The sequence below is a fragment of the Burkholderia sp. Bp9099 genome, from assembly GCF_003857805.1.
Lineage (GTDB): Bacteria > Pseudomonadota > Gammaproteobacteria > Burkholderiales > Burkholderiaceae > Burkholderia.
Genome location: NZ_QTPU01000001.1, coordinates 361,474 through 385,380, shown reverse-complemented (window position 1 = coordinate 385,380; position 23,907 = coordinate 361,474). Strand labels below are relative to the sequence as shown.

At 64.8% G+C, this 23,907-nt stretch carries 20 protein-coding genes; 7 read left to right on the top strand and 13 right to left on the bottom strand.

The genetic code is table 11. From position 1 onward, the window contains the following. Positions 1-428: 428 nt before the first annotated feature. The 6 genes from DIE17_RS01710 to DIE17_RS01680 form a co-directional block, all read right to left on the bottom strand. Positions 429-785 carry an addiction module antidote protein gene (locus DIE17_RS01710; protein ID WP_124920616.1) on the bottom strand — a complete coding sequence of 119 codons (357 nt, stop codon included), beginning with the start codon at positions 783-785 and terminating at the stop codon, positions 429-431. Between the two features lie 2 nt (positions 786-787). Continuing rightward, positions 788-1,084, bottom strand: a complete 297-nt coding sequence (locus tag DIE17_RS01705) for a type II toxin-antitoxin system RelE/ParE family toxin (RefSeq protein ID WP_059449128.1) — start codon at positions 1,082-1,084, stop codon at positions 788-790. A gap of 503 nt (positions 1,085-1,587) precedes the next feature. Next, positions 1,588-2,691, bottom strand: coding sequence for a hypothetical protein (locus tag DIE17_RS01700; protein ID WP_124920615.1), 1,104 nt, complete (start codon positions 2,689-2,691; stop codon positions 1,588-1,590). A gap of 55 nt (positions 2,692-2,746) precedes the next feature. After that, complete coding sequence (locus DIE17_RS01695; RefSeq protein WP_124920614.1) at positions 2,747-3,784, bottom strand: DUF4062 domain-containing protein; 1,038 nt, start codon at positions 3,782-3,784, stop codon at positions 2,747-2,749. 499 nt (positions 3,785-4,283) lie between these two features. Continuing rightward, on the bottom strand, positions 4,284-4,862 hold the full coding sequence (locus tag DIE17_RS01685) for a chromosome partitioning protein ParA (protein WP_260439189.1): 579 nt from the start codon (positions 4,860-4,862) through the stop codon (positions 4,284-4,286). Positions 4,863-4,896: 34 nt separating this feature from the next. Continuing rightward, entirely contained in the window at positions 4,897-5,526 is a 630-nt protein-coding gene (locus tag DIE17_RS01680; RefSeq protein ID WP_124920630.1) for a TetR/AcrR family transcriptional regulator, read from the bottom strand. Positions 5,527-6,003: 477 nt separating this feature from the next. Here DIE17_RS01680 and DIE17_RS01675 point away from each other — a divergent pair, with 477 nt between their 5' ends. The 7 genes from DIE17_RS01675 to DIE17_RS01645 all read left to right on the top strand — a co-directional run bounded on the left by DIE17_RS01675 (position 6,004) and on the right by DIE17_RS01645 (position 16,167). Next, positions 6,004-7,170 (top strand): efflux RND transporter periplasmic adaptor subunit, encoded by a 1,167-nt coding sequence (locus DIE17_RS01675; RefSeq protein WP_124645823.1) that lies wholly within the window; start codon positions 6,004-6,006, stop codon positions 7,168-7,170. Then, the gene (locus DIE17_RS01670) at positions 7,167-10,337 is read left to right on the top strand and encodes an efflux RND transporter permease subunit (RefSeq protein ID WP_124920612.1); all 3,171 of its coding nucleotides are present in this window, start codon (positions 7,167-7,169) and stop codon (positions 10,335-10,337) included. The genes DIE17_RS01675 and DIE17_RS01670 overlap by 4 nt, the downstream gene beginning before the upstream one ends. Then, a complete protein-coding gene (locus tag DIE17_RS01665) occupies positions 10,337-11,803 on the top strand; it encodes an efflux transporter outer membrane subunit (protein ID WP_185735355.1) in 1,467 nt (488 codons plus the stop codon). The genes DIE17_RS01670 and DIE17_RS01665 overlap by 1 nt, the downstream gene beginning before the upstream one ends. Before the next feature lie 129 nt (positions 11,804-11,932). Continuing rightward, entirely contained in the window at positions 11,933-13,267 is a 1,335-nt protein-coding gene (locus DIE17_RS01660) for a paraquat-inducible protein A (protein WP_124570004.1), read from the top strand. Positions 13,268-13,306: 39 nt separating this feature from the next. Next, on the top strand, positions 13,307-14,902 hold the full coding sequence (locus DIE17_RS01655; RefSeq protein WP_124920610.1) for an intermembrane transport protein PqiB: 1,596 nt from the start codon (positions 13,307-13,309) through the stop codon (positions 14,900-14,902). Further along, entirely contained in the window at positions 14,899-15,600 is a 702-nt protein-coding gene (locus DIE17_RS01650) for a membrane integrity-associated transporter subunit PqiC (RefSeq protein ID WP_124920609.1), read from the top strand. Before DIE17_RS01655 ends, DIE17_RS01650 begins: the two co-directional genes overlap by 4 nt. Positions 15,601-15,705: 105 nt before the next feature. After that, positions 15,706-16,167, top strand: a complete 462-nt coding sequence (locus tag DIE17_RS01645) for a TetR/AcrR family transcriptional regulator (RefSeq protein WP_260439188.1) — start codon at positions 15,706-15,708, stop codon at positions 16,165-16,167. 163 nt (positions 16,168-16,330) lie between these two features. On the opposite strand, the gene DIE17_RS01640 is transcribed toward DIE17_RS01645, so the two are convergent. The 7 genes from DIE17_RS01640 to DIE17_RS01610 all read right to left on the bottom strand — a co-directional run bounded on the left by DIE17_RS01640 (position 16,331) and on the right by DIE17_RS01610 (position 23,906). Next, complete coding sequence (locus DIE17_RS01640) at positions 16,331-17,056, bottom strand: OmpW family protein (protein WP_124484811.1); 726 nt, start codon at positions 17,054-17,056, stop codon at positions 16,331-16,333. Positions 17,057-17,175: 119 nt separating this feature from the next. Next, complete coding sequence (locus DIE17_RS01635) at positions 17,176-18,231, bottom strand: amidohydrolase family protein (protein WP_124484812.1); 1,056 nt, start codon at positions 18,229-18,231, stop codon at positions 17,176-17,178. Between the two features lie 45 nt (positions 18,232-18,276). Further along, positions 18,277-19,341, bottom strand: a complete 1,065-nt coding sequence (dmpG, locus tag DIE17_RS01630) for a 4-hydroxy-2-oxovalerate aldolase (protein WP_124920629.1) — start codon at positions 19,339-19,341, stop codon at positions 18,277-18,279. Between the two features lie 11 nt (positions 19,342-19,352). Then, positions 19,353-20,300 (bottom strand): acetaldehyde dehydrogenase (acetylating), encoded by a 948-nt coding sequence (locus tag DIE17_RS01625; protein ID WP_124920607.1) that lies wholly within the window; start codon positions 20,298-20,300, stop codon positions 19,353-19,355. Next, entirely contained in the window at positions 20,297-21,097 is an 801-nt protein-coding gene (locus DIE17_RS01620) for a 2-keto-4-pentenoate hydratase (RefSeq protein WP_260439187.1), read from the bottom strand. The genes DIE17_RS01625 and DIE17_RS01620 overlap by 4 nt, the downstream gene beginning before the upstream one ends. Positions 21,098-21,132: 35 nt before the next feature. After that, complete coding sequence (locus tag DIE17_RS01615; protein ID WP_124920605.1) at positions 21,133-22,899, bottom strand: bifunctional 3-(3-hydroxy-phenyl)propionate/3-hydroxycinnamic acid hydroxylase; 1,767 nt, start codon at positions 22,897-22,899, stop codon at positions 21,133-21,135. After that, a complete protein-coding gene (locus DIE17_RS01610; RefSeq protein WP_124920604.1) occupies positions 22,896-23,906 on the bottom strand; it encodes a VOC family protein in 1,011 nt (336 codons plus the stop codon). Before DIE17_RS01610 ends, DIE17_RS01615 begins: the two co-directional genes overlap by 4 nt. Position 23,907 lies beyond the last annotated feature (1 nt).

The window sequence follows — 23,907 nt, the reverse complement described above, 5'->3', positions numbered from 1 at the left end:
GAACCGGCCAGCATACCGAGGTCAAAACACGACATTTCTAAGTAGCCAGAACACGACATTTCTAAAAAGCTACTACACACCAGTAATATCGATAATTCACGTTATGTCAACTACGAGGGCTGACCAAACCGATGCCCCGATTCGGCAAAAACTGACGCCCGACGAAATGCTCGCTTGGCTCGGCGTGCACGCGTCGCATTACCTTTCGAGCCAGCGCAACCTCGTGCACTACGTGCGTGGCAGGAACGTCGTCGACGCGATTCGCGCGCGAAGCACGACGGCCCATTCGCCGCCGCCCTCGCGCGGTGATTGAACGACTGGCTCGACGAAGAAGTCGTGAGCTTCGATCCATACGCCATTCCGCCGGCCCAGCCGGCTGCATAGACCACGGTGGACCGGCGCGACATTCGCGGTCGGCCCCGGTGACGCTACGCATGCGCCGCAGTGCGGGCGCGCGTTCGTGTCGGAGCTGGCTCCGGCGTCGCTTCGGCCGCCGACTGTGCCGGCGCAACGGTCAGATGCAATCCCAACGCGCCGACAACCTTCATGATCGTTGCAAACTCCGCGTTCCCACCTTCCGACAGCGCACGATAGAGTGCTTCGCGCTTTACGCCGGACTCGCGCGCCAGCGCGGTCATGCCGCGCGCTTTCGCGACGTTCCCGAGCGCGGCCTGGATCAGGCGCGGATCGCCATCTTCGAACGCTTGCGCCAGGTAGTGACGAATCGTTTCCTCGTCCTTCAGGTACTTCGAGCCGTCGAATTCGGCCAGTTCGCTGATTTTCATCTTCAATCCTCCAGTTCACCGGCGATTTGCTTCGCCGTCTTGATGTCCTTCTTCTGCGTCGACTTGTCCCCGCCGCACAACACCACGACGATGATTTTTCCGCGCCGCACGAAGTAGGCCCGGTATCCCGGCCCTACGTCGATCTTCATTTCGTTGACGCCGTCACCGACTGCGCGCCACTGGCCGAGGTTGCCGAGCTTCGCCCGCTCGATGCGCAGGCTGATTGCCGCGCTGCCGACCGGATCGCGAAGCCCATCGAGCCAGCTATCAAATTGGGGGGTGGTCAGGACTTTGAACATGAATGGATTGTAACCTATAGGGGACACTATAGCTACTGCTTCGTGCGGTTCGCCTGATCGGCGCTCGCCACTGTCGGACGCGGCGAGAGGCGGCCGAACCCGCGGCCGCTCGCGCATCATTTCCGCACGGTTTTTCGCGTTATGCGTAGGGGCGCGTAGATGCGCCTACACCGGGTTGCCTGTTGACTGGCCGCCGAGCCGTGCGACGCGTCAGCGAAGCCGCTGTAGGGCTGATGGCGCGCAGATCGAGCCCCCTAGACGGACGGCTGGGGGTATCGGCCCGCCGGCAGCGCCGGCGCAGCTGCGCAGTCCCCTCCCCGCCTGCAAGCTTCATTTATCAGGGCACTTTCTATGCACCTGGGCGGTTCCCAGCGGCCACCTCCTGGCGCGGGCTGCGGCCGGCTTCACCGTGCGGAATTTCTGTGCACTTCCCTGCATACTTTTTGCACCGTGATGCCGCCGCCATGCACGAAGCGGAAACATCTGCCCCTTCCGCTTTAGTCTCATTCAAACGTGAATTGCCCTTCGTATTTGTATATTTTCTTCAGCGCTGCCTGCGCCCCTTTCATAATATGTTCGTCCCCGTTCATGTAGCGAATCAGATCAGCATTCGACGACATTAGATGCAATTCAATATCCCCTTCCTTGCCCCTAAATACCTGGAGTTTGTCTGACGAATAATCCTCCCAATCCAAGAGCATCCACCATATCTCCGAATCAAGTTCTTCGCGAAATCTCGGCAATAGAACATCGGTTTTTGCTGGGGACGACAATACATCAGTGTAAAATTCTTTCAGCTTGTCGCGCGCGATTATCTTGTTTGCCTCGTGCAACCTGCCAAAGTCTTCCAAAATGCGTGGAAATGCTTTCTTCGTGCAAAAAATGATATTTGAAGAATCGTTCTTGCCATTGAATATGTAGCTTCCCACATAATGAACAATATCCAATTCTTCGGCGGAGATTTCGTCTTCAGTGAAATTCAGTTTTACGAATTGGGTTTCTGCCAAGGAAACGAGGTTGAATTGATAAAATCGCGGCTCATCACGCTTCACTTTCCCCCTTGTCTCCAACTCATAGAACTGCGCTTTCATAAGCGACATCACGGAACCAAACATCGAAGCATCACCTTTCGGAAATCCCTCCTGATCTTTTTTGTTCGCGCCATTCGCCATTTCCTGAAGAGCGAAAACTCTATAGTCAGGATCAGCCATCACCTCCGTGACGCCGTGCTTTTCCGCATTTTCATGGTAATAGTCGGTCCATGTCGGCTTCTTCATTATGAAATTCATCGCAGGACTATCCGACCAAAAATGAACTGGGTCGGCGGTCATGTTGGGGTCATCTCGCTTTACCGGACGCGTCAAAAATGTCCAATTTGCATGATCAGATTTTTTGCAGCTTATTATTAATGCCGTAATGGCTTTCACATCGCCGGCGCCAACCCGATAAGCAATGATATCCATTTCGCGAGGTTCGTCTCGGTCCGAGTCAATGTAGTATCTATTGCTTATTATTGTCCATCCGGCCTTCTCCAAAATGGCGACCGTCTCTGCCTCCAGCGGGAATCCTGTTCTCTTAATTCCATCAATATAGTATTTGAGTTCCATCGGTGTATGCGGTAAATGTTGTTGACTAATTATACGAGCGCATGCCCATAAGCCATCAGCCTGCGGCATCTTCCGACGGAGCGCCACTTGATCGACGAATTAAACGCGTTTCGCGCATCAAGCGTTCGCCTGCCTTGGTGATTTGCCAAAACAACGCATACGCACCACTGGTGCTTTCGGAGTAGCTCGTGTTAACCAGTCCATACTCCTTGAGCTGGAGCGCAATTGTTCTGAATGCCTGCTCTTCAACGACTGGCGAATATCCATCCCGATCTGCGGCCTTGAGGGCATACGCCCCCAATTTGGCATTTACCAGCTTGTCGTTAGGAATAGACTCTAGAAACGGTGATATTCCCGCGAAAATTGAGCGCCACGTCATGGTCGCCGTATGATTAAATTTCGTTGCCGTTCCAGTCTTAGAATACCGCACCTCGAACGAAAACTTATCATCGAGGCTAGCCATATCCCTGCCTTTTTCTTCTCTCTTTGTCGCAATGGAAATCTGCGTCTCCAATGTGGCCACTTGCTTAATCAGCCTTTCTCGTTCGTTCCGAAGATTATTGATTTCCAAAAGAATTTCTGCGCTCGCGGCTTGACTGGCTCGAACCCAGCCAACAGCTGGGTATAACATGATTGTTTTGTTTAGACTGAGTGCAACTGCGCCCGGCAATTCCTTTGCATCGGTCCAATACTTAACCAGCCTCCCGCTTGAGACTTTTTCAATAAATACCTTCAATTTTTCCCGTCGAGTCGGGTCTTGCTCGGATTTGTCGAATGATATGTCGTTCGGCTTTCCGTGGATTAGGGCGACAACTTTGATTCCTTTTGATGCCGCGTAATCGAATTCCTTTTCCGTATAACTGATGCCATCCGGCGCCAGTGATCCGTATCGATTTCCGATTATCAGTATGTAGTAGTCGCAGTCATCGATTACCCTTTTTATAAACTCCCACTGCTGCTCATCCGCAGCCGGAAAAAGCTCCATTCCGGCCGGGATGCAGTCCATTTCCATAAGAGCTTGGATGACGTGTTGTCGTTCGTCCTTCAAGTCCGTGTACGTCGAACTAACAAATACCTGATATTTTTTCTGCATGACCCCTCGCCACCAAGACCCCGTAACGTCTGCAGTGCCGGGGCGCCACTGCCCGAGCACTGCGCGACCCTCTCGACACTATCGAGTCGATAGTAGGATGATATCGGTTTGGTGGCTCGAGTTCGATACTGACTAACTTGGATGCAGAGCCGGCACCCAAATAAAGATCGAAATGATTGCTATTTGCGCTCGTTCAATAAGCGCGCGGCAGCCATCGCAAGAGCTGCGTTTCTCGAAATGCCCGACGCGCGCGCAAAGTCATCAAGACGCTGTAATAGGGACGGATCGATATCAATACTGATTTTCCTTTTCATCTGACGGGGAACCGTACAATTTACGCCTAGCGTAGGCGGCCGGGCGTCTGGTGCTCCGTGGATGAATGAGTCGATGGCAGATGCCGCCAGCATCGCGGGCCTTCTCGTTACTGACATATGAACCCCTATCGTCTTGGTATCGCTTCGGTTGCTGGTTGACCGCGGCTCGGTGTCGGCCGGCTAGATTACGTTGAGCGGTGCCCAATTACTCCAAACACCGCGTCTTGCAGTCGCTCAATTTCCGCGCACGCAGTCGTATCGCGGCGCCCCATTTCCTCGACGTGCAAACCGGCCGCGCTGGCGTTGGCGTACACCTTGCGCCGATACAAACGGCACGGCAGGAGGTCGAATGCGTCGTCGCTGGCAATAACCGCTTCCGCGTCGCCGTTGTCGGCGCCCTGGTAGTCCGCCGCATTCAGGAAGGCGAGCGCGCGGACCTGGTTCACCTTGCGCGCCTCGCCGAGCAGCTTCGTCATGTCGTCCAGCGCCCACATATCGAACGAGCGTGGCATGACCGGAATTAGCACCACGTCGGCGACCGCGAGCGCGGCACGAAATGCGGTCGAATCGCGCGCGCCGATATCGATCACGACGTGGTCGAATTTACCCGCGTTCGCCTGGATCGTCCGGTGCAGTTCCTGGCCGTCATCGCAGAACAGCGACGCCAGGCCAGCGCGGCCGGCATCACTACGCGCCAGCGCGGCGCCGGCGCTTGAGCCTTGCGGATCGCCGTCGACCAACCACGCGCGCTGGCCCGCCAGCATGACGCCGAGCGAGAGTTGTACGGCGACCGTCGATTTACCTACCCCACCCTTCGGTGAAGTCGCCGGGCGGCAATGGTCGGTTCGCCACGTCCTTTGCTTCGGCGCGCGTCAGGCCTAGCGTCTGCAACACCATCGCCGCGGCCCGCTCGGGGAGCCGGCCTTCGTCTCCCGCCGGCTTCCTCGCTTCGCCCTCAGCCGTGTCGGCCGCATAGCACTCCGCCGCGATCGCCGCCAGGATCGTCCCCGTCATCGCGAGCACGCTCATGAACGGATCGCCGACGACGAAGCGGCGTGCCGCGATTCCGCGCTCGCTGTCCCGCCGCAAGTGCCGGCCCAGCCCGTGGTCGAGCGCACGCGCGGAAAAGCCCTCCCGCATCAGGAACCGTCCCCAGAGCCGCTCGCGGCGCGCGCGCATCAGCGTATGACGCACGCAAACCGACACGACCTCGGCCGGATCCGACAAACCGCTCGCAAGACGCTCGAGCCCGTCCGCGAAATCGTCGAACACCCACTCGGTCAGCGCGGCGAAGATGCCGTCCTTCGATTCGAAGTGGTAGTAAAACGAGCCGAACCCCACATCCGCCGCCTCGGTGATCTCGCTGATCGCGACGTTGTCCCTGCCCTTTTCCGCCATCAGGCCGAACGCCGCCCGCAGCAAGCGCATACGTGTCGCCTCCTTGCGCCGGGCGCCGCGCGGTTGACGCTGTTCCGCTCCGGCCACTGACGCATTCGGGCGACGCGGCCGGACCGGTTTGTCGTCCACGAGCGCACCTTCCCTTTCCATAAGAATTTTCTGCATGACGCAATTCTAGATGACTCACTCATACTTGACAACATTATCAGTTATGAGTCTAATCTCGAAAATAGCAGAACCGGTTCCTGTCCGGACACTGTTCCGGACCCACGCCAGCGAGCGTCGGTGACGCGCAGGCGGCCCCGTCGGCACACTCGGCGGCCATCGTCGTGCGCAAGCCGTGTCATGTCGGCAATCGGAACGATCTGCACCTCGAACATCGGAGTACTGATTGATCGTCATGCGCACCGTCGGCGGAGACGCCCTCGCGCGCCTGCATAAACCGGGGTGACCCGCCGTGGTCGCCGAACCATTTTTAGTTTGACCCTCACTTGTCTTGGAAACATCGTGAAATCACCCGGACTTGACGCGCGGACTTCAACGCGCCCGTTTCTGACACGCATCGCGCCACCGCTTCGGCGCGCCCCGATCGCATTCGCCTGCTGTGCGATTCTTCTCGCGGCTTGCCACTCGCACGAGGCCCCGGCGCCCGAACTGCAACCGGTGGTCGCGCTGCCGGTTCATGCGGACAATGGCGCCGTGCAGCGCGTGCTGCCCGCGCAGGTTCAGGCGCGATATTCGACGCCGCTGTCGTTCCGGGTCGGCGGCAAAATCGTCGAGCGGCGCGTGCGAATCGGCGACACCGTCAAGGCCGGCCAGACCCTCGCGATGCTCGATCCGGCCGATCTGCACAACACGTTGCTGAACGCGCGCGCGCAGCTCGATGCCGCCGAGCATCGCCTCGCCTATGCGAAGCAGCAACTGGATCGCGACCGCGCGCAGGCTCAGGCCAACCTGATCGCGCCCGCGCAGCTCGAGACAACGCAGGACGCGTATGCATCGGCGGTCGCGCAACGCGATTCCGCGCTCGCGCAAATGGCGCTCGCGGGCGATCACCTGCGCTACGCGACGCTGGTCGCGGATCACGACGGCGTCATCACGTCGGAGGATGCCGATACCGGGCAGAACGTCGAGCCCGGTCAGGCGGTGTTTCATCTGGACTGGAGCGGCGACCTCGACATCGTCTGCGACGTCGCGGAGCGCGATCTGCGCGATCTCGCGGTCGGCCGCACCGCGCACGTCAGCCTGACGGCACTGCCGGGCAAGGTGCTCGACGCACGCGTGCGCGAAGTCGCGGCGGCCGCTGATCCGCAAAGCCGCACCTGGCGCGTGAAGCTGACGCTGGTCGCGCCGGGGCCGGACGTCCGCTCCGGGATGACCGCCAGCATCTCGTTCGACGGCGCCGCCGACACCGCCGTGGACCACGCGATCACGCTGCCGGCCACCGCACTCTTCCATCGCGGCGAAGCGCCGGCGGTCTGGGTCATTCGCAAAGGCAGCGACACGCTGGAATTGCGCCCGGTAACGGTCGGACGCTACGACGAGCGTACGGTCACGGTCACGTCCGGCCTCGCGGAAAACGAGCGCGTCGTGATGCAAGGCGTCCATACGGTGAGTACCGGCCAGCACGTGCGCGTGGTGCCGCCGCTGCATGCGGAGGACTTCGCATCATGAACGCTCCAGAACACCGGTCCTCGATGGACGGTGCGCTCGGCGCACAAAGCGGTGCCGCGTCGCGCGATGACGGCGGTTTCAATCTGTCGGCATGGGCGCTGAAGCATCAGCAACTGGTGATCTTCCTGATCGGCCTCGCGACGATCTTCGGCATGATCGGCTATACGCGCCTCGCGCAATCGGAGGATCCGCCGTTCACGTTCCGAACCATGGTGATCCAGACCTATTGGCCTGGCGCCACGGCGCGCGAAGTGCAGGAACAGGTCACGGACCGGATCGGCCGCCAGCTCCAGGCCGCGCCTTACGTCGATAACATCAAGAGCTATTCGCGCCCCGGCGAGTCGATGATCTTCTTTGCGATGAAGGATTCGGCGCCGGTCGACCAGGTGCCGGAAACCTGGTATCAGGTGCGCAAGAAGGTCGGCGACATCCGGGCGACGCTGCCGAAGGGCACTGTCGGCCCGTTCTTCAACGACGAATTCGGCGACGTCTATACCAACATCTATGCGCTCGAAGGCGACGGCTACTCGCCCGCGCAACTGCACGATTACGCGGACAAGCTGCGCACCGTGCTGTTGCGCGTGCCGGGTGTCGCGAAAGTCGACTACTTCGGCGACCCCGCCCAGCACGTATTCGTCGAGATCTCGAACGCGCAACTGACGCGGCTCGCGATCACGCCGCAGCAGCTCGCGCAGGCCATCGACGCGCAAAACGCCGTCGCACCGGTCGGCACGATCACGACATCGGACGACCGCGTATTCGTGCGGCCGAGCGGTGCGTTCAAGGACACGCAGGCGCTCGCCGACATGCTGATCACGGTGAACGGCCGGACGTTCCGGCTCGGCGACGTCGCGAAGGTCACGCGCGGCTACGACGATCCGCCCGTCACACAGATGCGTACGAACGGTCACGCGGTGCTCGGCATCGGCGTCACGATGCAAAAAGGCGGTGACGTGATCGACCTCGGCAAGGCGCTCGACGCGAAGGCAGCCGAGCTCCGTGCCGGCTTGCCGGCCGGACTGAAGCTGGCCGCGGTGTCGAGCATGCCGCATGCCGTCAAGCACTCGGTGGACGACTTCGTCGAAGCGGTCGGCGAAGCCGTCGCGATCGTGCTCGTCGTCAGCCTCGTGTCGCTGGGCCTGCGCACCGGCATGGTCGTCGTCATCACGATTCCGATCGTGCTCGCCGTGACGGCACTGTGCATGCACGTGTTCGGCATCGGCCTCGACAAGGTGTCGCTCGGCACGCTGGTGCTCGCGCTGGGGCTGCTGGTGGACGATGCGATCATCGCCGTCGAAATGATGGCGGTGAAGCTCGAGCAGGGTTGGAGCCGCGCGCGCGCGGCGGCCTTCGCCTACACGAGCACGGCGTTCCCGATGCTGACCGGCACGCTCGTCACGGTATCCGGCTTCCTGCCGATCGCGCTCGCGAAATCGAGCACCGGCGAATACACGCGGTCGATCTTCGAGGTGTCCGCGATCTCGCTGATCGTGTCGTGGTTTGCGGCCGTCGTGCTGGTGCCGCTGCTGGGCTACCACATGCTGCCCGAGCAGCAGCATCACGACGCTCATGCACATGGGCAGGACGTTTATGAAACGGGCTTTTACCGGCGGCTGTCCGGATGGATCTCGGCGTGCATCGAGCGCCGCTGGGTGGTGCTGGGCGTAACGGCCGTGCTGTTCGCGATCGCGATGGCGGCATTCACGCGCGTGCCACAGCAATTTTTCCCGAACTCGGAGCGCCCCGAGCTGCTGGTCGACCTGCGGCTGCCGGAAGGCGCTTCGTTCGACGCGACACTGCGTGAGGCCACGCGGCTCGAGAAGGTGCTCGACGGTCGGCCCGAAATCGATCACGTCGTCGATTTCGTCGGCACCGGTGCGCCGCGCTTCTACCTGCCGCTCGACCAGCAGCTCCAGCAGCCGAACTTCGCGCAGTTCGTGATCACGGCCAAGGACGTCGAATCGCGCGACCGCTTGTCGCATTGGCTCGAGTCGACGCTGGCAAGCCGCTTCCCGACCGTGCGCACGCGCGTCGCGCGCCTCGAGAACGGGCCGCCCGTCGGCTTTCCGATCAAGTTCCGCGTGAGCGGCGACGACATCGCGACCGTTCGCGGCATTGCCGAAAAAGTGGCGGACAAGATGCGCGCCGATGCCCGCACGCGCAACGTGCAGTTCGACTGGGACGAGCCGGCGGAGCGATCGGTGTCGTTCGAAATCGATCAACTGAAGGCACGCCAGCTCGGCGTGACGTCGGAAGACGTGTCGAGTTTCCTCGCGATGACGCTGTCCGGCTATACGGTTACGCAGTATCGCGAACGCGACAAGCTGATCGACGTCGACCTGCGCGCGCCGAAGCGCGAACGGATCGACCCGTCGCAGCTCGCCGGCCTGGCGATCCCGACGCCGCACGGCCCCGTGCCGCTCGGCACGATCGGCCACGTGCGCGACACGCTCGAATACGGCGTGATCTGGGAACGCGACCGCCAGCCGACCGTCACGGTGCAGGCCGACGTTCGTGGCGAAGCGCCGAGCATCGGCGTGACGCGCGCCATCGACGGCACCCTGGCGACGCTGCGCGCCACGCTGCCGACCGGTTACCGGATCGAGGTCGGCGGTGCAGCCGAGGAGAGCATGAAGGGCCAGACGTCGATCAACGCGCAGATGCCGCTCATGATCATCGCGGTGCTGACGCTGCTGATGATCCAGCTCAAGCGCTTCTCGCGCACCTTCATCGTCGTGCTGACGGCCCCGCTCGGCCTGATCGGCGTGGTCGCGGCGCTGCTGCTGTTCGGCAAGCCGTTCGGCTTCGTCGCGCTGCTCGGCGTGATCGCGATGTTCGGAATCATCATGCGCAACTCGGTGATCCTGGTCGACCAGATCGACCAGGACATCGCGGCCGGGCAGCCACGCTTCACCGCGATCGTGGGCGCGACCGTGCGCCGCTTCCGGCCGATCATGCTGACCGCCGCGGCCGCCGTGCTCGCGCTGATTCCGCTGTTGCGTTCCGGCTTCTTCGGCCCGATGGCCACCGCGCTGATGGGCGGCATCACGATCGCGACGGTGCTGACCATCTTCTTCCTGCCGGCCCTCTATGCGACCTGCTTCAAGGTGCGCAGCGACGAACGCGAGTCGCACGCAATGGACGTCGCGTCCTCGGAGACATGCTGATGAAATTTCCCCTTACCACGTCGGTGCTCGCCGCGAGCGCGGCGCTCTGCCTGAGCGGCTGTGCAATGGCCCCGAGCAGCACGCCGCCCGCGATGCCGTCGCCGGCGCACTACGGCGCGACGCCTCAGGCGCCGCGCACCGCCGAAGCGGCAGGCGTCGCGCAGCAGTTCGACGTCGGCGCCGCGCCCGTCCCGCAATGGTGGCGCCTGTACCGGTCCAGCGCGCTCGACGCGCTGGTCGACGAAGGCCTGCGCGCGAACCCGACTCTGGCCGCGGCGGAAAAGACGCTCGCCGCCGCGCAGGAGGAGCTGCGCGCGCAGATCGGGGCGTCGACGCTGCCGTCGATCGACGCGAACGCGCAGGTGGCCCGCACGCGCACGCCCGACATCTCCGGCGCGGGCGCGCAAAGCCTGCGCTACAACGTCTTCGTCGGGCAACTGCAGGCGCATTACACCTTCGACCTGTTCGGCGCCACGCGATATGCGAACGAGGCGAGCGCCGCGCGCGTCGACGTGCGCGGTTGCGAGCTCGAAGCGGCAAGGCGTGCGCTGGCGGCCAACATCGTCGGCACCGCCATCCGCGCCGCGACGCTCGACCGCCAGATCCTGCTGACGGAGCGCCTGGTCGCCGTTGCCGAGGCATCCGCGCTCGAAGACCAGCAGCGTTACGCGCTCGGCGCGGTGTCCCACGTGCAGGCGCTGGCGTCGACGCAGGGCGCGGCGTCGCTCGCCGCGACGCTGCCGCCGCTGCGCCAGCAGCGTGCGAGCGCGGTTCACTCGCTGGCGATCCTGCTGGGCCGCACGCCCGACGCGCCACCGCCGGTCCCCTCCTACACTGGACTGTCGCTGCCGGAACACGTGCCCGTGGTCGTGCCGTCCGACCTGCTGAAGGCACGGCCGGACATCCGCGCGGCCGCGGCAGCCGTGAAGGCGGCATCGGCGGACGTCGGCGAGGCGACCGCCCAGTTGTTCCCGAGCCTGTCGCTCACCGCGACGATGGGGCGCGGCGGCTTCAGCTGGCCAGCGCTGTTGTCGGGCGCGGGCGGGCTGTGGGCCGTCGGCGCCGGGCTGTCGCAGCCGATCTTCCACGGCGGTGCGCTGCTGGCTCACCGGCGGGCGTCGCGCGATGCGTACGACGCCGCGGTGCTGCAGTACAAGGCGGCGGTGCTGTCCGCATTCGGCGATGTCGCCGATTCGCTCGCCGCGCTGGACAACGACGCGCAAGGACTGGCCGCGAACGAACTCGCGGCGCGCGCGGCAGGCGAGGCTTTCCACGAAACGGCGCAACGCCGCACATTGGGTGCCGTTCCGATGTCCGCGCAACGGTCGAGCGAACAGCTCTATCTGAACGCGGAACTCGATGCGGTGCGTGCCGCGAGCCGCCGGATGACCGATACCGCGGCGCTGCTGCAGGCAATGGGCGAACTGCCGCCCGCCACCGGCACGACGGTCGCGGCCCGGCAATAGCCGCTGCTTGCGTCGATGGACCGGCTGCGCGCCTTCGGGCCGCACCGGTCCGCAGTCTCGAAGCCCGATGCCCGGCGTACCGTGCATCGCGCGGCGCCGGGCCTTCATTACCCGCATGGTTGATTCCCGATGAAATCCGACAACCTGGTCGCTTGCCACGAATGCGACCTGCTGATTCAGCGTCCGCCGCGCCTGCGCGCGCTCACGGCGCACTGCCCGAGATGCCACGCGCGCGTGAGCGGTGCGGCGCACGGCCGCCGCTCGCTCGACCGGCTGTGCGCATTGACGGTCGCCGCGCTGGTGACGTGTTGCGTCGCGCAGGCCTTTCCGATCGTCGCGCTCGATGCGGCCGGCATCGCGTCGCATGCGACGCTCGGTGACGCGGTTCGCGCGCTATGGTCGAACGGTCAGCCGCTGGTGGCCGCGCTCGTGTTCTGCACGACGATGCTGTTTCCGATACTGGAGCTCGCCGCATGGCTGTACCTGCTCGCGCCGTTGCGCGCGGGCCGCGTACCGCGCCACTTCGCGCAAGTGCTGCGCGGCATTCACCGATTGCGGCCGTGGAGCATGGTCGAGGTGCTGATGCTCGGCGTGCTCATCACGATCGTCAAACTGACGAGCCTCGCACACGTGCTTGCCGGGCCCGCGCTATTCGCGTTCGCCGGGCTTACCGTGATGCTCTGCGTGCTGTCGACGATCGAACCGGCCCGACTGTGGGAAGCGCACGACGAACTCGTCGCACTGCGGCCAGGCGATGCCGAGCGTGCGAAACCGCCCCGCCCCGACACGACGCGACATGCGGCGCCCCGGGCCGCGGAAAGCAGCGGATCGGCGGGCATGACGGCCCGCGCCGCGGGATGGATCGCCTGTCACCTCTGCGCGCGCGTGCAGCCGGCACACACATGCGGCGAGCGCTGCACGCGCTGCGGATCGCCGCTGCACGCGCGCCGTCCGCACAGCATCGCGCGCACGGGCGCGCTCGTCGCTGCCGCTGCGTTGCTCTATATCCCGGCGAACCTGTTGCCCGTCATGCACGCGACCTCGCTCGGCCGGGCCGAGGACGACACGATCCTCGGCGGTGTCGCGTACTTCTGGACGTCCGGCGACTGGGCACTCGCCGTCATCGTGTTCATCGCGAGTGTGCTCGTGCCGATGCTCAAGCTTGCGGCCCTCGCATTCCAGGCGATCGCCGCCCATCGCGGCGTGCGATGGCGGCCGCTCGAACGAGCCCGGCTGCATCGGCTGGTCGAGCGCGTGGGGCGCTGGTCGATGCTCGACGTATTCGTCGTCGCGCTCACGATCGCGCTCGTGCATTTCGGCTCGTTCGCCGACATCACGCCCGGCCCCGGCGCGCTCGCGTTCGGCGCCGTGGTCGTGCTAACCATGTGCGCGTCGATGCAGTTCGATCCGCGGCTCATCTGGGACGGCGCGCCCCGCCCCGCCGCTGCCCATCACCAACCTTGAACCGGCGCAAGCGCCCGCTTTATTTCGAATTCCAAAACGATGTCTTCTTTCGATTTTTCGCCACCCGAGATCCGGCCGCGCAGCCGCTGGATCCCGTCTCTCGTCTGGATCGTGCCGCTCGTGTGCGCGCTGATCGGGCTGTCGCTCGTGATCCGGACCGTCACCGCCAACGGTCCGACGATCACGGTCACGTTCGCCAACGCCGAGGGCCTCGAAGCCGGCAAGACCAAGGTCCGCTACAAGGATGTCGATATCGGCACCGTCCAGACCATCACGCTCACGCCCGACTTCAAGCGCGTGGTCGTCGGCATTCAGCTGACGCACGAGGCCGCGCGCTTCGCGAACCGCGACACGCGCTTCTGGGTCGTTCGACCGCGCGTCGGTGCCACCGGCATTTCCGGCCTCGGCACGCTGCTCTCCGGCGCATTCATCGGCGCGGATCTTGGCCGCTCGTCGCAGAAGCAGACCGATTTCACCGGTCTCGAGACGCCGCCCGCCGTCACCGCGGACCAGCAGGGCCGACGCTTTCTGCTGCACGGCGACTCGCTGGGCTCGGTCGACATCGGCTCGCCGGTGTTCTACCGGCATGTGCAGGTCGGTCAGGTCGTGGGATTCTCGCTCGACAAGGACGGTACGGGCGTCGACGTTCAGGCGTTCGTGAAGGCGCCCTACGACAAGTACGTCGGCGTCAATACGCGCTGGTGGCACGCGAGCGGCGTGGATCTTCGGCTCGATTCGAGCGGCCTGAAACTCAACACGCAGTCGCTGGCGACCGTGATCGTCGGCGGTCTCGCGTTTCAGTCGCCGCCTGGACAAGCGGACGCGCCGCAGGCAGCCGACAACACGCCGTTCCGGCTCGCCCCCGACGAAGCCGACGCGATGCGCGACCCCGACGGCACGCCGCTGATGGTCGTCATGCGCTTCGACCAGTCGCTGCGCGGGCTGTCGGTCGGCGCGCCAGTCGATCTGCGGGGCATCGTACTCGGTCAGGTCACGAACATCGGGATCGAGTACAACGAACACACGCGCAACTTCAGCATGAAGGTCGCGATGGCGCTGTATCCGTCGCGACTGAGCCGACACAGCGATACGGCGCTGCCCGCGCCCGATACGGCCGGCGGCCACGAACTGCTCCAACACCTGGTGCTCCAGGGGCTGCGCGGGCAGTTGCGTACCGGCAGCCTGCTGACCGGTCAGCTCTATGTGGCGCTCGACATGTTCCCGAAGGCGCCGCACGCGAGCGTCGACGCGCGCCGCACGCCGGTGGAACTGCCGACCGTGCCCAACACGCTCGACGAACTGCAGGTGCAGATCGCCGACATCGCGCGCAAGCTCGATCAGGTGCCGTTCGACCGGATCGGCAACAATCTGAACGGCGCGCTCGCGCATGCGAACCAGTTGTTCGGTCACCTCGATGAGCAGGTCGTGCCGCAGGCGCGCGACACGCTGGCCGCCGCGCAACGCACGTTCAGCGCGGCAGAGTCGACGTTGGGGCAGAATTCGCCGATGCAGTCGGACGTTCATGAGGCGATGCAGTCGCTCACGCAAACGCTGCAGTCGTTGAATGCGCTTGCGGACTATCTGGAACGTCATCCCGAATCGCTGCTGTTCGGCAAGAAGGGAGGCCGGCAATGAAAGCGCGTTCGTTTGGTCGTCTCCGTATGCCGGCGCGCATCGCGACGTGCGTCGCACTCGCGGTGCTGAGCGCGTGCGCGTCGCCGCCGGTGCATTTCCATACCCTCGCGGTGGCGGACGATGCGGGTGCCGAGGCCGCCGCATCGCATCCCGCCTGGCTGATCGACATCCAGGCCGTGCACGTCGCGGCGCCTGCGGACGGCAACCGGCTCGTCGTGCAACGCGGCCCCGATCGGACCGACATCCTGGAGCAGGAGCGCTGGGCCGCGCCGCTCGGCGACGAGATGCGCGGCGGACTGTCGACGCGCGTCGCGTCCCGGCTCGGCACGATCGATGTTCATCGCGTCGCCCACCCGGACGGCGCGCCCGTCTACCGGGTCGCGGTGGACGTCCAGCGAATCGAATCCTGGCCGGCATCGCACGTGCTGCTCGATGCAACGTGGAGTGTGAGTTCCGGGTCCGGACAGCCGGCACTGACGTGCCGCAGCATCGTGCGGTCCGGTGCGTCGACGGGCTACGAAGCACTCGTCGACGCGCAGCGTCGCGCGCTCGATGCGCTCGCGCTCGGGATCGCCGCGGGCATTCGCGCGGCGGCTGCGCACGCCGCGCCACCGGCAGATTGCCGCGCGGGCGCACCCGGGCGCCCGATCGCACGCCCCGCTGTCGATCGCGGCGCGCCGGACGCGCTCGACGATTGAATCGGCGCCGTGACGACGCGACATTTCCCGCGGCGCGACGTTGCGCCACTTCAATCATTTCCACCGCACGGACAGCACAGGATGAAAACCGCCCGCCTGACCCGCATGCAGCGCCGGCTCGACACCCGCGAACGGCTCATAGCCGCCGCTCGCGAATGCTTCATCGCGAAGGGCTTCGCCGATACGACCGTTGAGCATATCGTCGAGCGCGCGGGTTACACGCGCGGTGCGTTCTATGCGAACTTCGGGCACAAGCGCGAGCTGTTGATCGAAATCCTGCGTCGCGACCGCCCGAAATTACTGGCGAAAATGCGGCCGGCAGCGCATGAGCACCGAGGCTCCCGCACCGCCGGCTCCGCGGACATCGCCGCCGGCTGGGAATGTTTCCCGCTGTGGGTCGAGGTGCACCTGTACGCGCTGCGCGATGCCGGGATCCGGCAGATCGTCGACCGGCTGCACGCCGAGCCGGCTGCGGCGAGCGGTGCGGCGGACACCTCGGAGCGCATGCCATCGTCGGCCGAATGCGCGGCAGTGCTCGGCGTCGCACTGATGCGTGCCGGTGCGTAATACGCACGTTACGACGAGCCGACGCAAGACACCGTGATGCGCGCCGTTCGGGCGGCCGCCCGGTCCATCAATCCGACCGTCCCGAACGAGTATCCGCACAATGGCGGACGCCGGCCTGCCACACAGGCTGGCTGTCGAATGGGCGCCAGCTGCTTGATCCCGTTCAGAACCGATACCCGACCGACACGAAAGTCGTGATCGGATCGATCTTGATCCGCGTCGAACTGGTCACGGTTCCGACCGCGGATCGCGTGCTCAGGTCGGCTTTCGTCGACAGCCACACGTAGGCGACCGACACGCCGACCGACCAGTGCGGATCGATGTTGTACGTGAGCCCGGCGTTGACGATCGGCGCAAAGGAATGGCTCAGCGCCACCGACGTGGGGCCCTCCAGGCGATTGCCGAGCGTCGGCGAATACAGGAATGCGCCGCTCGCGACCTTGTCGCTCAGCTGTACGTCCCTGAACCATACATAGGTGAGGCCCGCGCCGACGTATGGCCGAAACCGGGCCGACGGTTCGCCGAAATGATATTGCGCGAGAATCGCCGGGCTCCATGCGCGAGCCGTCCCCAGTTCGCCGAGCGACGACAGGGAGCCCGTGCCGCTCAGATGCAATTTCGGCGGAATGCCCAGGATCGTCTCGACTGCGACGTGATCCGTGACGAAATAGGTCGCCGTCAGCGCGAACGTATCGGTATCGGCCACGCTCGCGCCGCTGCCCGGTACGGTGCCCGAGCGCCCGAGCGCGTTGACCGTCAGCGGCTCGCTCGAATCCTGCGGCGCCATGTGCAGCCATCCGGCGTTCATGACCCACTGACCGGCCGATTGCGCGCGGGCGCACGACATCGCCGCGATCGACAGAAGAATTGCCGCGCTCGTATGCTTCATGGTGTCTCCGATTGTTGTGATGTGCAGGATGGCGCCGCCGGGGAACGGCGGCATGCGTCGCCGCCGGACGGAGGTCATCCGCCCGGCATGCGCGTCCAGGGTTCCGGACGAAACGGGATTCAGCGGTCTCTGAGCCGGTCGATCAACCGGACGCCCGCGCCGGCAGCCGCACGCCTGAGCGACGCCAGCGGGCCGTCCTCGGGCGAGGGCGTACCGGCGACACGCTCCGCGCCGCCGGCAAAACGCGGGAACAGGCGCAATGCGTTGCCGCGCTCGATGCCGGCGCGCGCGTCGGTATCCCAAACGGGTGACCGTTCGAGCGTGTCGCGCTGCATGGCGGTGACCGGTGCCGGCGCGAACGGGAAATCGCTGCCGAAGAGGATCTGCGTCGGCTCGACCAGTTCGCGCAATGCGGCCTGCGGATACGCGGCTGGCGACAATGCCGTGTCGAAGTGGAATCGACGAATGGTCGTGAGCACGCCGTCCGGTACCGCAGCAAGGTATTCCGGCATCAGGTTGGCCAGCGACACGCGCCACGCGACGTAAGGCAGGAATCCGCCCGCATGCGCGAGAATCCAGCGAATGTTCGGGTAACGCGCCAGCGTCCCCGTCAGCAGCAGATTGACCGCCGCGCGCGTCGTATCGCACAGGAATTCGATCAGGAATCCCGGCGCACCCAGCCCGAGCGCCTCGCTTGTCCGATGCAGGTTCGGATGCACGAACACGACGGCCTGCCTGCGATCGAGTTCGGCCATCAGTTCGTCGAATTCCGGCGCGCCGAGAAACTTTCCTTCCGTACTGCCGAGCAGCACGACGCCGTCCGCCTTCAGCACGTCGAGCGCATGAACGGCTTCCGCGCAGGCCAGTTCGGTAAACGGCATCGGCAGAACCGCGAACGAACCGAAGCGGCCGGGATGCGCATCGCAGAGCTGCGCCGAATATTCGTTACATTGACGAGCGAGCGTGCGTGCCTCTTCGACGTCGCCGAAATACACGCCCGGCGCCGAGATCGACAGCAGTGCCGCCTGAATCCCGTTCACGTTCATCACGTCGAGCGACGCTTGCGCATGCCATTCCGGCAACGCCGCGCCGGCGACCTTCTGTATGCCATGCCTGGACATGGCGTCGCGATAGGCCGGCGGAACGAAATGATGATGGACGTCGATTCGGTGCACGATCTGCTCCGGCGCGAAACATTGATATGGATGACAAAATATTATTCAGGCGCGTCTTCGCGCAAAACGAGTCGGTCGCAAGGTCGCATGCCCGGATGCGGCCCGTGCGTTCGACAGATCCAGCGCAACATCGACGATCATGTCTTCCTGCCCACCCACCATGCCGCGTCGCCCCAGCTCGACGAGGATATCGACCGTGCCGAGGCCATACTTTCGGGCGGCCAGTTCGGCATGGCGCAGGAAGCTGGAGTACACCCCGGCATAACCGAGCGCGAGCGTTTCGCGGTCGACGCGCACCGGGCGATCCTGCAGCGGCCGAACGATTTCGTCCGCCGCATCCATCAGCCGGTACAGATCCGTACCGTGACGCCAACCAAGGCGCTCGGCCGCCGCGATGAATACCTCGAGCGGCGCGTTCCCCGCCCCGGCTCCCATCCCCGCCAGGCTCGCGTCGACGCGATCGCAGCCCTCCTCGACGGCGACGATCGAGTTCGCCACACCGAGACTCAGGTTGTGATGCGCGTGAATGCCCACCTCCGTTTCCGGTTTCAGCACGTCCTTGAACGCGCGGACGCGATCGCGCACGTCGTTCATGTTCATCGCGCCGCCGGAATCCACGACGTAGCAGCACGTCGCGCCATAGCTTTCCATCTGCTTCGCCTGCTCGGCGAGCCCGACGGGCGTGTGCATGTGACTCATCATCAGGAAGCCCACGGCCTCCATGCCGAGCTCACGCGCGGATTCGATGTGTTGGCGGGAAATGTCGGCTTCCGTGCAATGCGTGGCGACCCGCACGATGCGCGCGCCCGCGTCGTACGCGGCGCGCAGATCGTGCACGGTGCCGATACCGGGCAGCAGGAGCGTGGCGACCTTCGCGTGGGTGACGGCACCGGCGACCGCTTCGATCCATTCGACATCCGTATGTGCGCCGAAACCGTAGTTGAAGCTGCCGCCCTGCAGGCCGTCGCCATGCGCGACCTCGATCGAATCGACCCGCGCAGCGTCGAGCGCCATGGCGATTTTCCGCGCCTGCGCGATGCTGTACTGGTGGCGAATCGCGTGGCTGCCGTCGCGCAATGTCACGTCGGAGATGTAAATCTTCTTGTCCATGGTCGGGAATCTCACGTTGCGTCGCGCAGCATGCGGGCGGCGACCCGTTCGGCCATCGCCATGGCTGCGCTCGTCATGATGTCGAGGTTGCCGGCGTAGGCAGGCAGGTAGTGGGCGGCCCCCTCGACTTCGAGGAAGATCGAAGTCTTGAGGCCCGACATGCATTCGCCGACGCCCGGAATGCGGATCGGCCGATCGGATTCGATGCGATCGAACTGCACGCGCTGTTTCAGGCGATAGCCCGGCACGTACGACTGCACCGCTTCCACCATTCGCGCGACGGAGGCTTCGATGCGCGCTTCGTCGGCGAAATCGCTGAGGGCGTACACCGTATCGCGCATCATGAGCGGCGGCTCGGCCGGATTGAGTACGATGATGGCCTTGCCTCTCGCGGCGCCACCGACCGTTTCGATCGCGCGCGCCGTCGTTTCGGTGAATTCGTCGATATTGGCGCGGGTACCCGGCCCTGCGCTCCTGCTCGAGATCGATGCGACGATCTCGCCGTAGCGAACGTTGGCGACCTGCGACACCGCCGCGATCATCGGGATCGTCGCCTGTCCTCCGCACGTCACCATGTTGACGTTGGGCGCATCCAGATGGCGCTCGCCGTTCACCACCGGTACGCAGTACGGGCCGATCGCCGCCGGCGTCAGGTCGACCATGCGGAGGCCGGGCTTGAGCGCACGCAGGAACGCATCGTTGTGCGCGTGGGCCGACGCCGACGTCGCGTCGAACACGATGTCGATGTCGCCGAAGCCCGGCATCCGCGCAAGCCCTTCGACGCCTTCGTGCGTCGTGGCGACACCCATCCGGGCCGCACGCCGCAGCCCGTCCGACGCCGCGTCGATGCCGACCATCGCGCCCATCTCGACGTGTTCGCCGTGCCGCAGGATCTTGATCATCAGATCCGTGCCGATGTTGCCGCTGCCGACGATACCGACCTTGAGTTTCCTGCTCATCGCGACGCTCCTTCGCCCAGGCGGCAATGCACGCTGCCGAGCGCGCCGATCTGCGCGCGAATGACGTCCCCGCTCGCCACCGCCACCATCGGGCCGAGCGCGCCGGACAGGATCACGTCGCCCTCGCGCAGCCTCTGTCCGTGACGCGCGATCGTGCAGGCGAGCCAGTAAACCGCGCGCAACGGATGGCCGAGACAGGCGGCGCCGACGCCCGTCGATACCACTGCATCCTGTTTCGTCATCGTCATTCCCAGTTCGCCGAGCGAAAGCCGGCCGAGTGCCACCGGCTGATGACCGAGCACGTATGCGCCGCACGACGCATTGTCGGCGACGGTGTCCTCGAGCGTGATCCGCCAGTCGGCGATTGCGCTGTCGACGATCTCGAGCGCCGGCAGCGCATAGGCCAGCGATGACAGTACGCGGCCATAGCTCGGCGCGTCGTCGTCGAGATCGCGCCCGACGACGAATGCGATCTCGGCCTCGATCTTCGGTTGCAGCAGACGATTCATCGGCACATCGTCGCCGTCGAGATGCGCCATGTCGTCGAACAGCACGCCGAAGTCGGGCTGATCGACACCGAGTTGCCGCTGCACCGCGCGCGACGTCAAGCCGATCTTCCTGCCGACGATGCGTGCGCCGGCGGCGATCCGCGCCGCCGTGTTCGTTTCGGCCACCGCATACGCGGCAGCGACCCCGGCAATGCCGAACCGCTCGGCAATCGGTTCGATCGGGATGCGCGTCGCGCGCGCACCGCGCAGCGCGTTGGCGGCGGCATGAATACGGGAGTTATCGGGCAATGGACACATGATCGGCGGATTGAGAGAGTCGGAATTCAGGCGGCCCTGGCGAGCGACGATGCCTCGGCCGGCGTGGCTGCACGGGTGCCGCTGGGGGTATTCGGCACACCGAGCTGGTCGCGCAGGCGCGCCACGGTGCGATCGAGTTCGGTCACGGGCACGACGGCGAATACGAACCGGTCCGGCCGCAGGATCGCCACGGCCTTGTCGCGAAACCCGGCCTTCGCGAACCACGCGATCATGTTGCCGTCGATGTCCTCGACCTCGGTTGCGCCGCCGTTGCAGTTGTCGCGTTCGACGCCTTCGAGCCCTTGCGGACGCCCGCCGTACGGATAGAGCGTGACGTACCGTACCGACAATGCCTGCAGCGCTTCGGCGGACGCATCGTCCAGATACCGTGCGGGATCGACGTTCAGGCCGACGAGCGAAAACCCGCGCCCGAGCACGTCGTCCATCCGTTGCCTCGCGCCGTCGAACCGGCGCACGTCGGGTTGCGGGGCGAGCGCGCCCTCCGGGCCGTTGCGGCGCCGCCGCGGCAAGCCGACGTACGCGTTCTTTTTATAGACCGGCGCCGGCTTGAAGCCCCCCTCCTGGAACCAGCGCTTGAGCGGAGGGATCATCCGGATGACCGCGAGCGAGGTGTCGCGCACGAGCGTGCCCAGCGGATTGCGCACGGACACGACGTTCTTGAGCAGCACGGACACGTCGATCATCGCCTTGGCGTGCGCGTGGCGCTCTGACTGATAGGTGTCCAGCAGTGCGTCGCCGGCGGCGCCGCGCAGCACGAGGTCGAGCTTCCATCCGAGGTTGTACGCATCGCGCACACCGGAACTGGCCCCCTGCCCCATGAACTGCGGCGTCATGTGTGCCGCGTCGCCCGCGAGCAGCACGCGGCCGACCCGCCATTTGGCCGCGATCAGCGCGTTGAACGTATAGACGAGCTTGCGCTTGACGACGAACTGGTCCGGATCGACGAACCGGGACAGGTACGCGCGCACCGTCTCCGGCCGTTCCATGTTCTCTTTCGTTTCACCTGGCATCAGCATGAATTCGAAGCGGTGGAACTTGTCGGGCTGAACGCAGCTCACGACCGGCAGCTTCGGGTCGACGACGAAATTGAAGTACGGCAGGTGACGCAGCGCGTCGGTACCCGGCTTGCGCTCGATGTCCACGACGAGCCACGGCTCGGGAAAGCTCTTGCCGGCCATGTCGATGCCGAGCCGCGTGCGAACGATGCTGCGCCCGCCGTCCGCGCCGACCATGTACCGCGCCCGCAACGACTGCACGTCGGGATCGTTGTTCATGCTCGTGCGCGCATCCGTCGCATCGCTGAAGCGCGCTTCACGCGTGGCCTGGTGCACGATGCCGACGCCGTCGGCGTCCTGCGAGAAATCGACGACTTCGCGCCCGCGCCGGATCGTGACGTTCGGATAGCGCGACAGCGTGTCCGACAGCGTCGTTTCGAGATACGGCTGGTAGAAGAAGTTGATGATCGGCCAGCCGAGCGGCCGCTTGCGCGGCATGTATTGCGTGATCGGCGTGCCGTCGGGGCGCACGAGCTGCACCGGCGTTTCCATCATCATCCGTGCCTGCAATTCGTCGGCTACCGCCAGATGCTGGAAGATCCGCATGCATTCGTCGTCGGTATAAACAGCGCGGGCATTGCCGTAAAACACCGGCTCGCGCTCGAGCACCACGACGCGATGGCCAGCCTGGCCGAGCAGGTGCGCAAGCACGAGGCCGGTCGGTCCGAGCCCCACGATCGCGACGTCGCACGCATCGTCCTGATGCACTGCGTTCATGGTTGGTCTCCCTGGATGATGAATTCCGGATGCAGCAGCGATGCGAACGCGCGCCGGGCACGGCCCAGCCGGCCGCGCAAGGTCAGGTTCTCCGGGCGATGGCCCCACACGCTGATCCCCTGGTAGGTCGTCGTGCGCCACGCGCGCTCGTCCACCACGATCGGGTTCCAGCCCAGTTCGATCTCGAAGCCCGACGGTGTCCGAACGTAGAACGACAGCTCGCGGTCGTTCGGATGCTGGCCGATCGCATTGGCGATCGGGTATCCCATCGACCGGCATCGCAAGTAGGCCTGAGTCACGTCGTCCAGCGATACGCACTGAAGATTCAGGTGGTGGATCTGCGTGCGCAGCGGATTCATACGGATGCCGCGCGTCGACGCGGTTGCAAGCGAATGGTGGCGCTCGTTCAGTCGAAGAAACGCGAAGTCGAGATTCAGGCCGTCGATCTTGTCCTCGATCTCGTCCGACAGGCGTGCGTCGAACACCTTCTTCCAGAACGCCTGCATCGCTTCCGGCCGACGCGTCGTGATCGCGACGTGCCCCAGGCCGGATGCGCCGGTCACGAATCCGCTCGCCTTCATCTGCAATGGCGAATCGCTCAGCACCGCATCGGTGAACAGCTCCGTGCGCAGCCGCTTCGGTCCGGTGAAGTACCAGAATCGCTGCACGCCTCGCAGCGCGGCTTCGTTCGCGCTGCCCTGCCGGACATCGATGCCGAGCGCGGACAGCCGCGCGAGCACGAGCTGCAACGCCGCGTCATCGGCCAGTTGCCAGCCGATCGCGGTGACGTCTTCCGCTTGCCCCTCGTGGATAATCAATCGGCGCTGGTGCGCATCGATCCGACACGCGAGCACCGTGCGTAGCGGACGATCCGCATGCAGCCCGAGCCCCTCGGTGACGAACGTGCTCCATGCGTCCAGGCGGACGGACTGGATCAGCAAATAGCCGAGATGCACGCGACCGAACAAGCTGTCGGGCGCGGCCGGCGAACTGGCGATGGTAGGCATG

Coding starts and splice junctions, on each gene's coding strand:
- DIE17_RS01685 (WP_260439189.1), bottom strand. CDS start 4,862: ATGCTGGCGGGCCAGCGCGCGTGGTTGGTCGACGGCGATCCGCAAGGC.
- DIE17_RS01655 (WP_124920610.1), top strand. CDS start 13,307: ATGTCTTCTTTCGATTTTTCGCCACCCGAGATCCGGCCGCGCAGCCGC.
- DIE17_RS01645 (WP_260439188.1), top strand. CDS start 15,706: ATGCAGCGCCGGCTCGACACCCGCGAACGGCTCATAGCCGCCGCTCGC.
- DIE17_RS01615 (WP_124920605.1), bottom strand. CDS start 22,899: ATGAACGCAGTGCATCAGGACGATGCGTGCGACGTCGCGATCGTGGGG.
- DIE17_RS01625 (WP_124920607.1), bottom strand. CDS start 20,300: ATGAGCAGGAAACTCAAGGTCGGTATCGTCGGCAGCGGCAACATCGGC.
- DIE17_RS01670 (WP_124920612.1), top strand. CDS start 7,167: ATGAACGCTCCAGAACACCGGTCCTCGATGGACGGTGCGCTCGGCGCA.
- DIE17_RS01610 (WP_124920604.1), bottom strand. CDS start 23,906: ATGCCTACCATCGCCAGTTCGCCGGCCGCGCCCGACAGCTTGTTCGGT.
- DIE17_RS01705 (WP_059449128.1), bottom strand. CDS start 1,084: ATGTTCAAAGTCCTGACCACCCCCCAATTTGATAGCTGGCTCGATGGG.
- DIE17_RS01695 (WP_124920614.1), bottom strand. CDS start 3,784: ATGCAGAAAAAATATCAGGTATTTGTTAGTTCGACGTACACGGACTTG.
- DIE17_RS01665 (WP_185735355.1), top strand. CDS start 10,337: ATGAAATTTCCCCTTACCACGTCGGTGCTCGCCGCGAGCGCGGCGCTC.
- DIE17_RS01660 (WP_124570004.1), top strand. CDS start 11,933: ATGAAATCCGACAACCTGGTCGCTTGCCACGAATGCGACCTGCTGATT.
- DIE17_RS01640 (WP_124484811.1), bottom strand. CDS start 17,056: ATGAAGCATACGAGCGCGGCAATTCTTCTGTCGATCGCGGCGATGTCG.
- DIE17_RS01650 (WP_124920609.1), top strand. CDS start 14,899: ATGAAAGCGCGTTCGTTTGGTCGTCTCCGTATGCCGGCGCGCATCGCG.
- DIE17_RS01700 (WP_124920615.1), bottom strand. CDS start 2,691: ATGGAACTCAAATACTATATTGATGGAATTAAGAGAACAGGATTCCCG.
- DIE17_RS01680 (WP_124920630.1), bottom strand. CDS start 5,526: ATGCGCTTGCTGCGGGCGGCGTTCGGCCTGATGGCGGAAAAGGGCAGG.
- DIE17_RS01710 (WP_124920616.1), bottom strand. CDS start 785: ATGAAAATCAGCGAACTGGCCGAATTCGACGGCTCGAAGTACCTGAAG.
- dmpG (WP_124920629.1), bottom strand. CDS start 19,341: ATGGACAAGAAGATTTACATCTCCGACGTGACATTGCGCGACGGCAGC.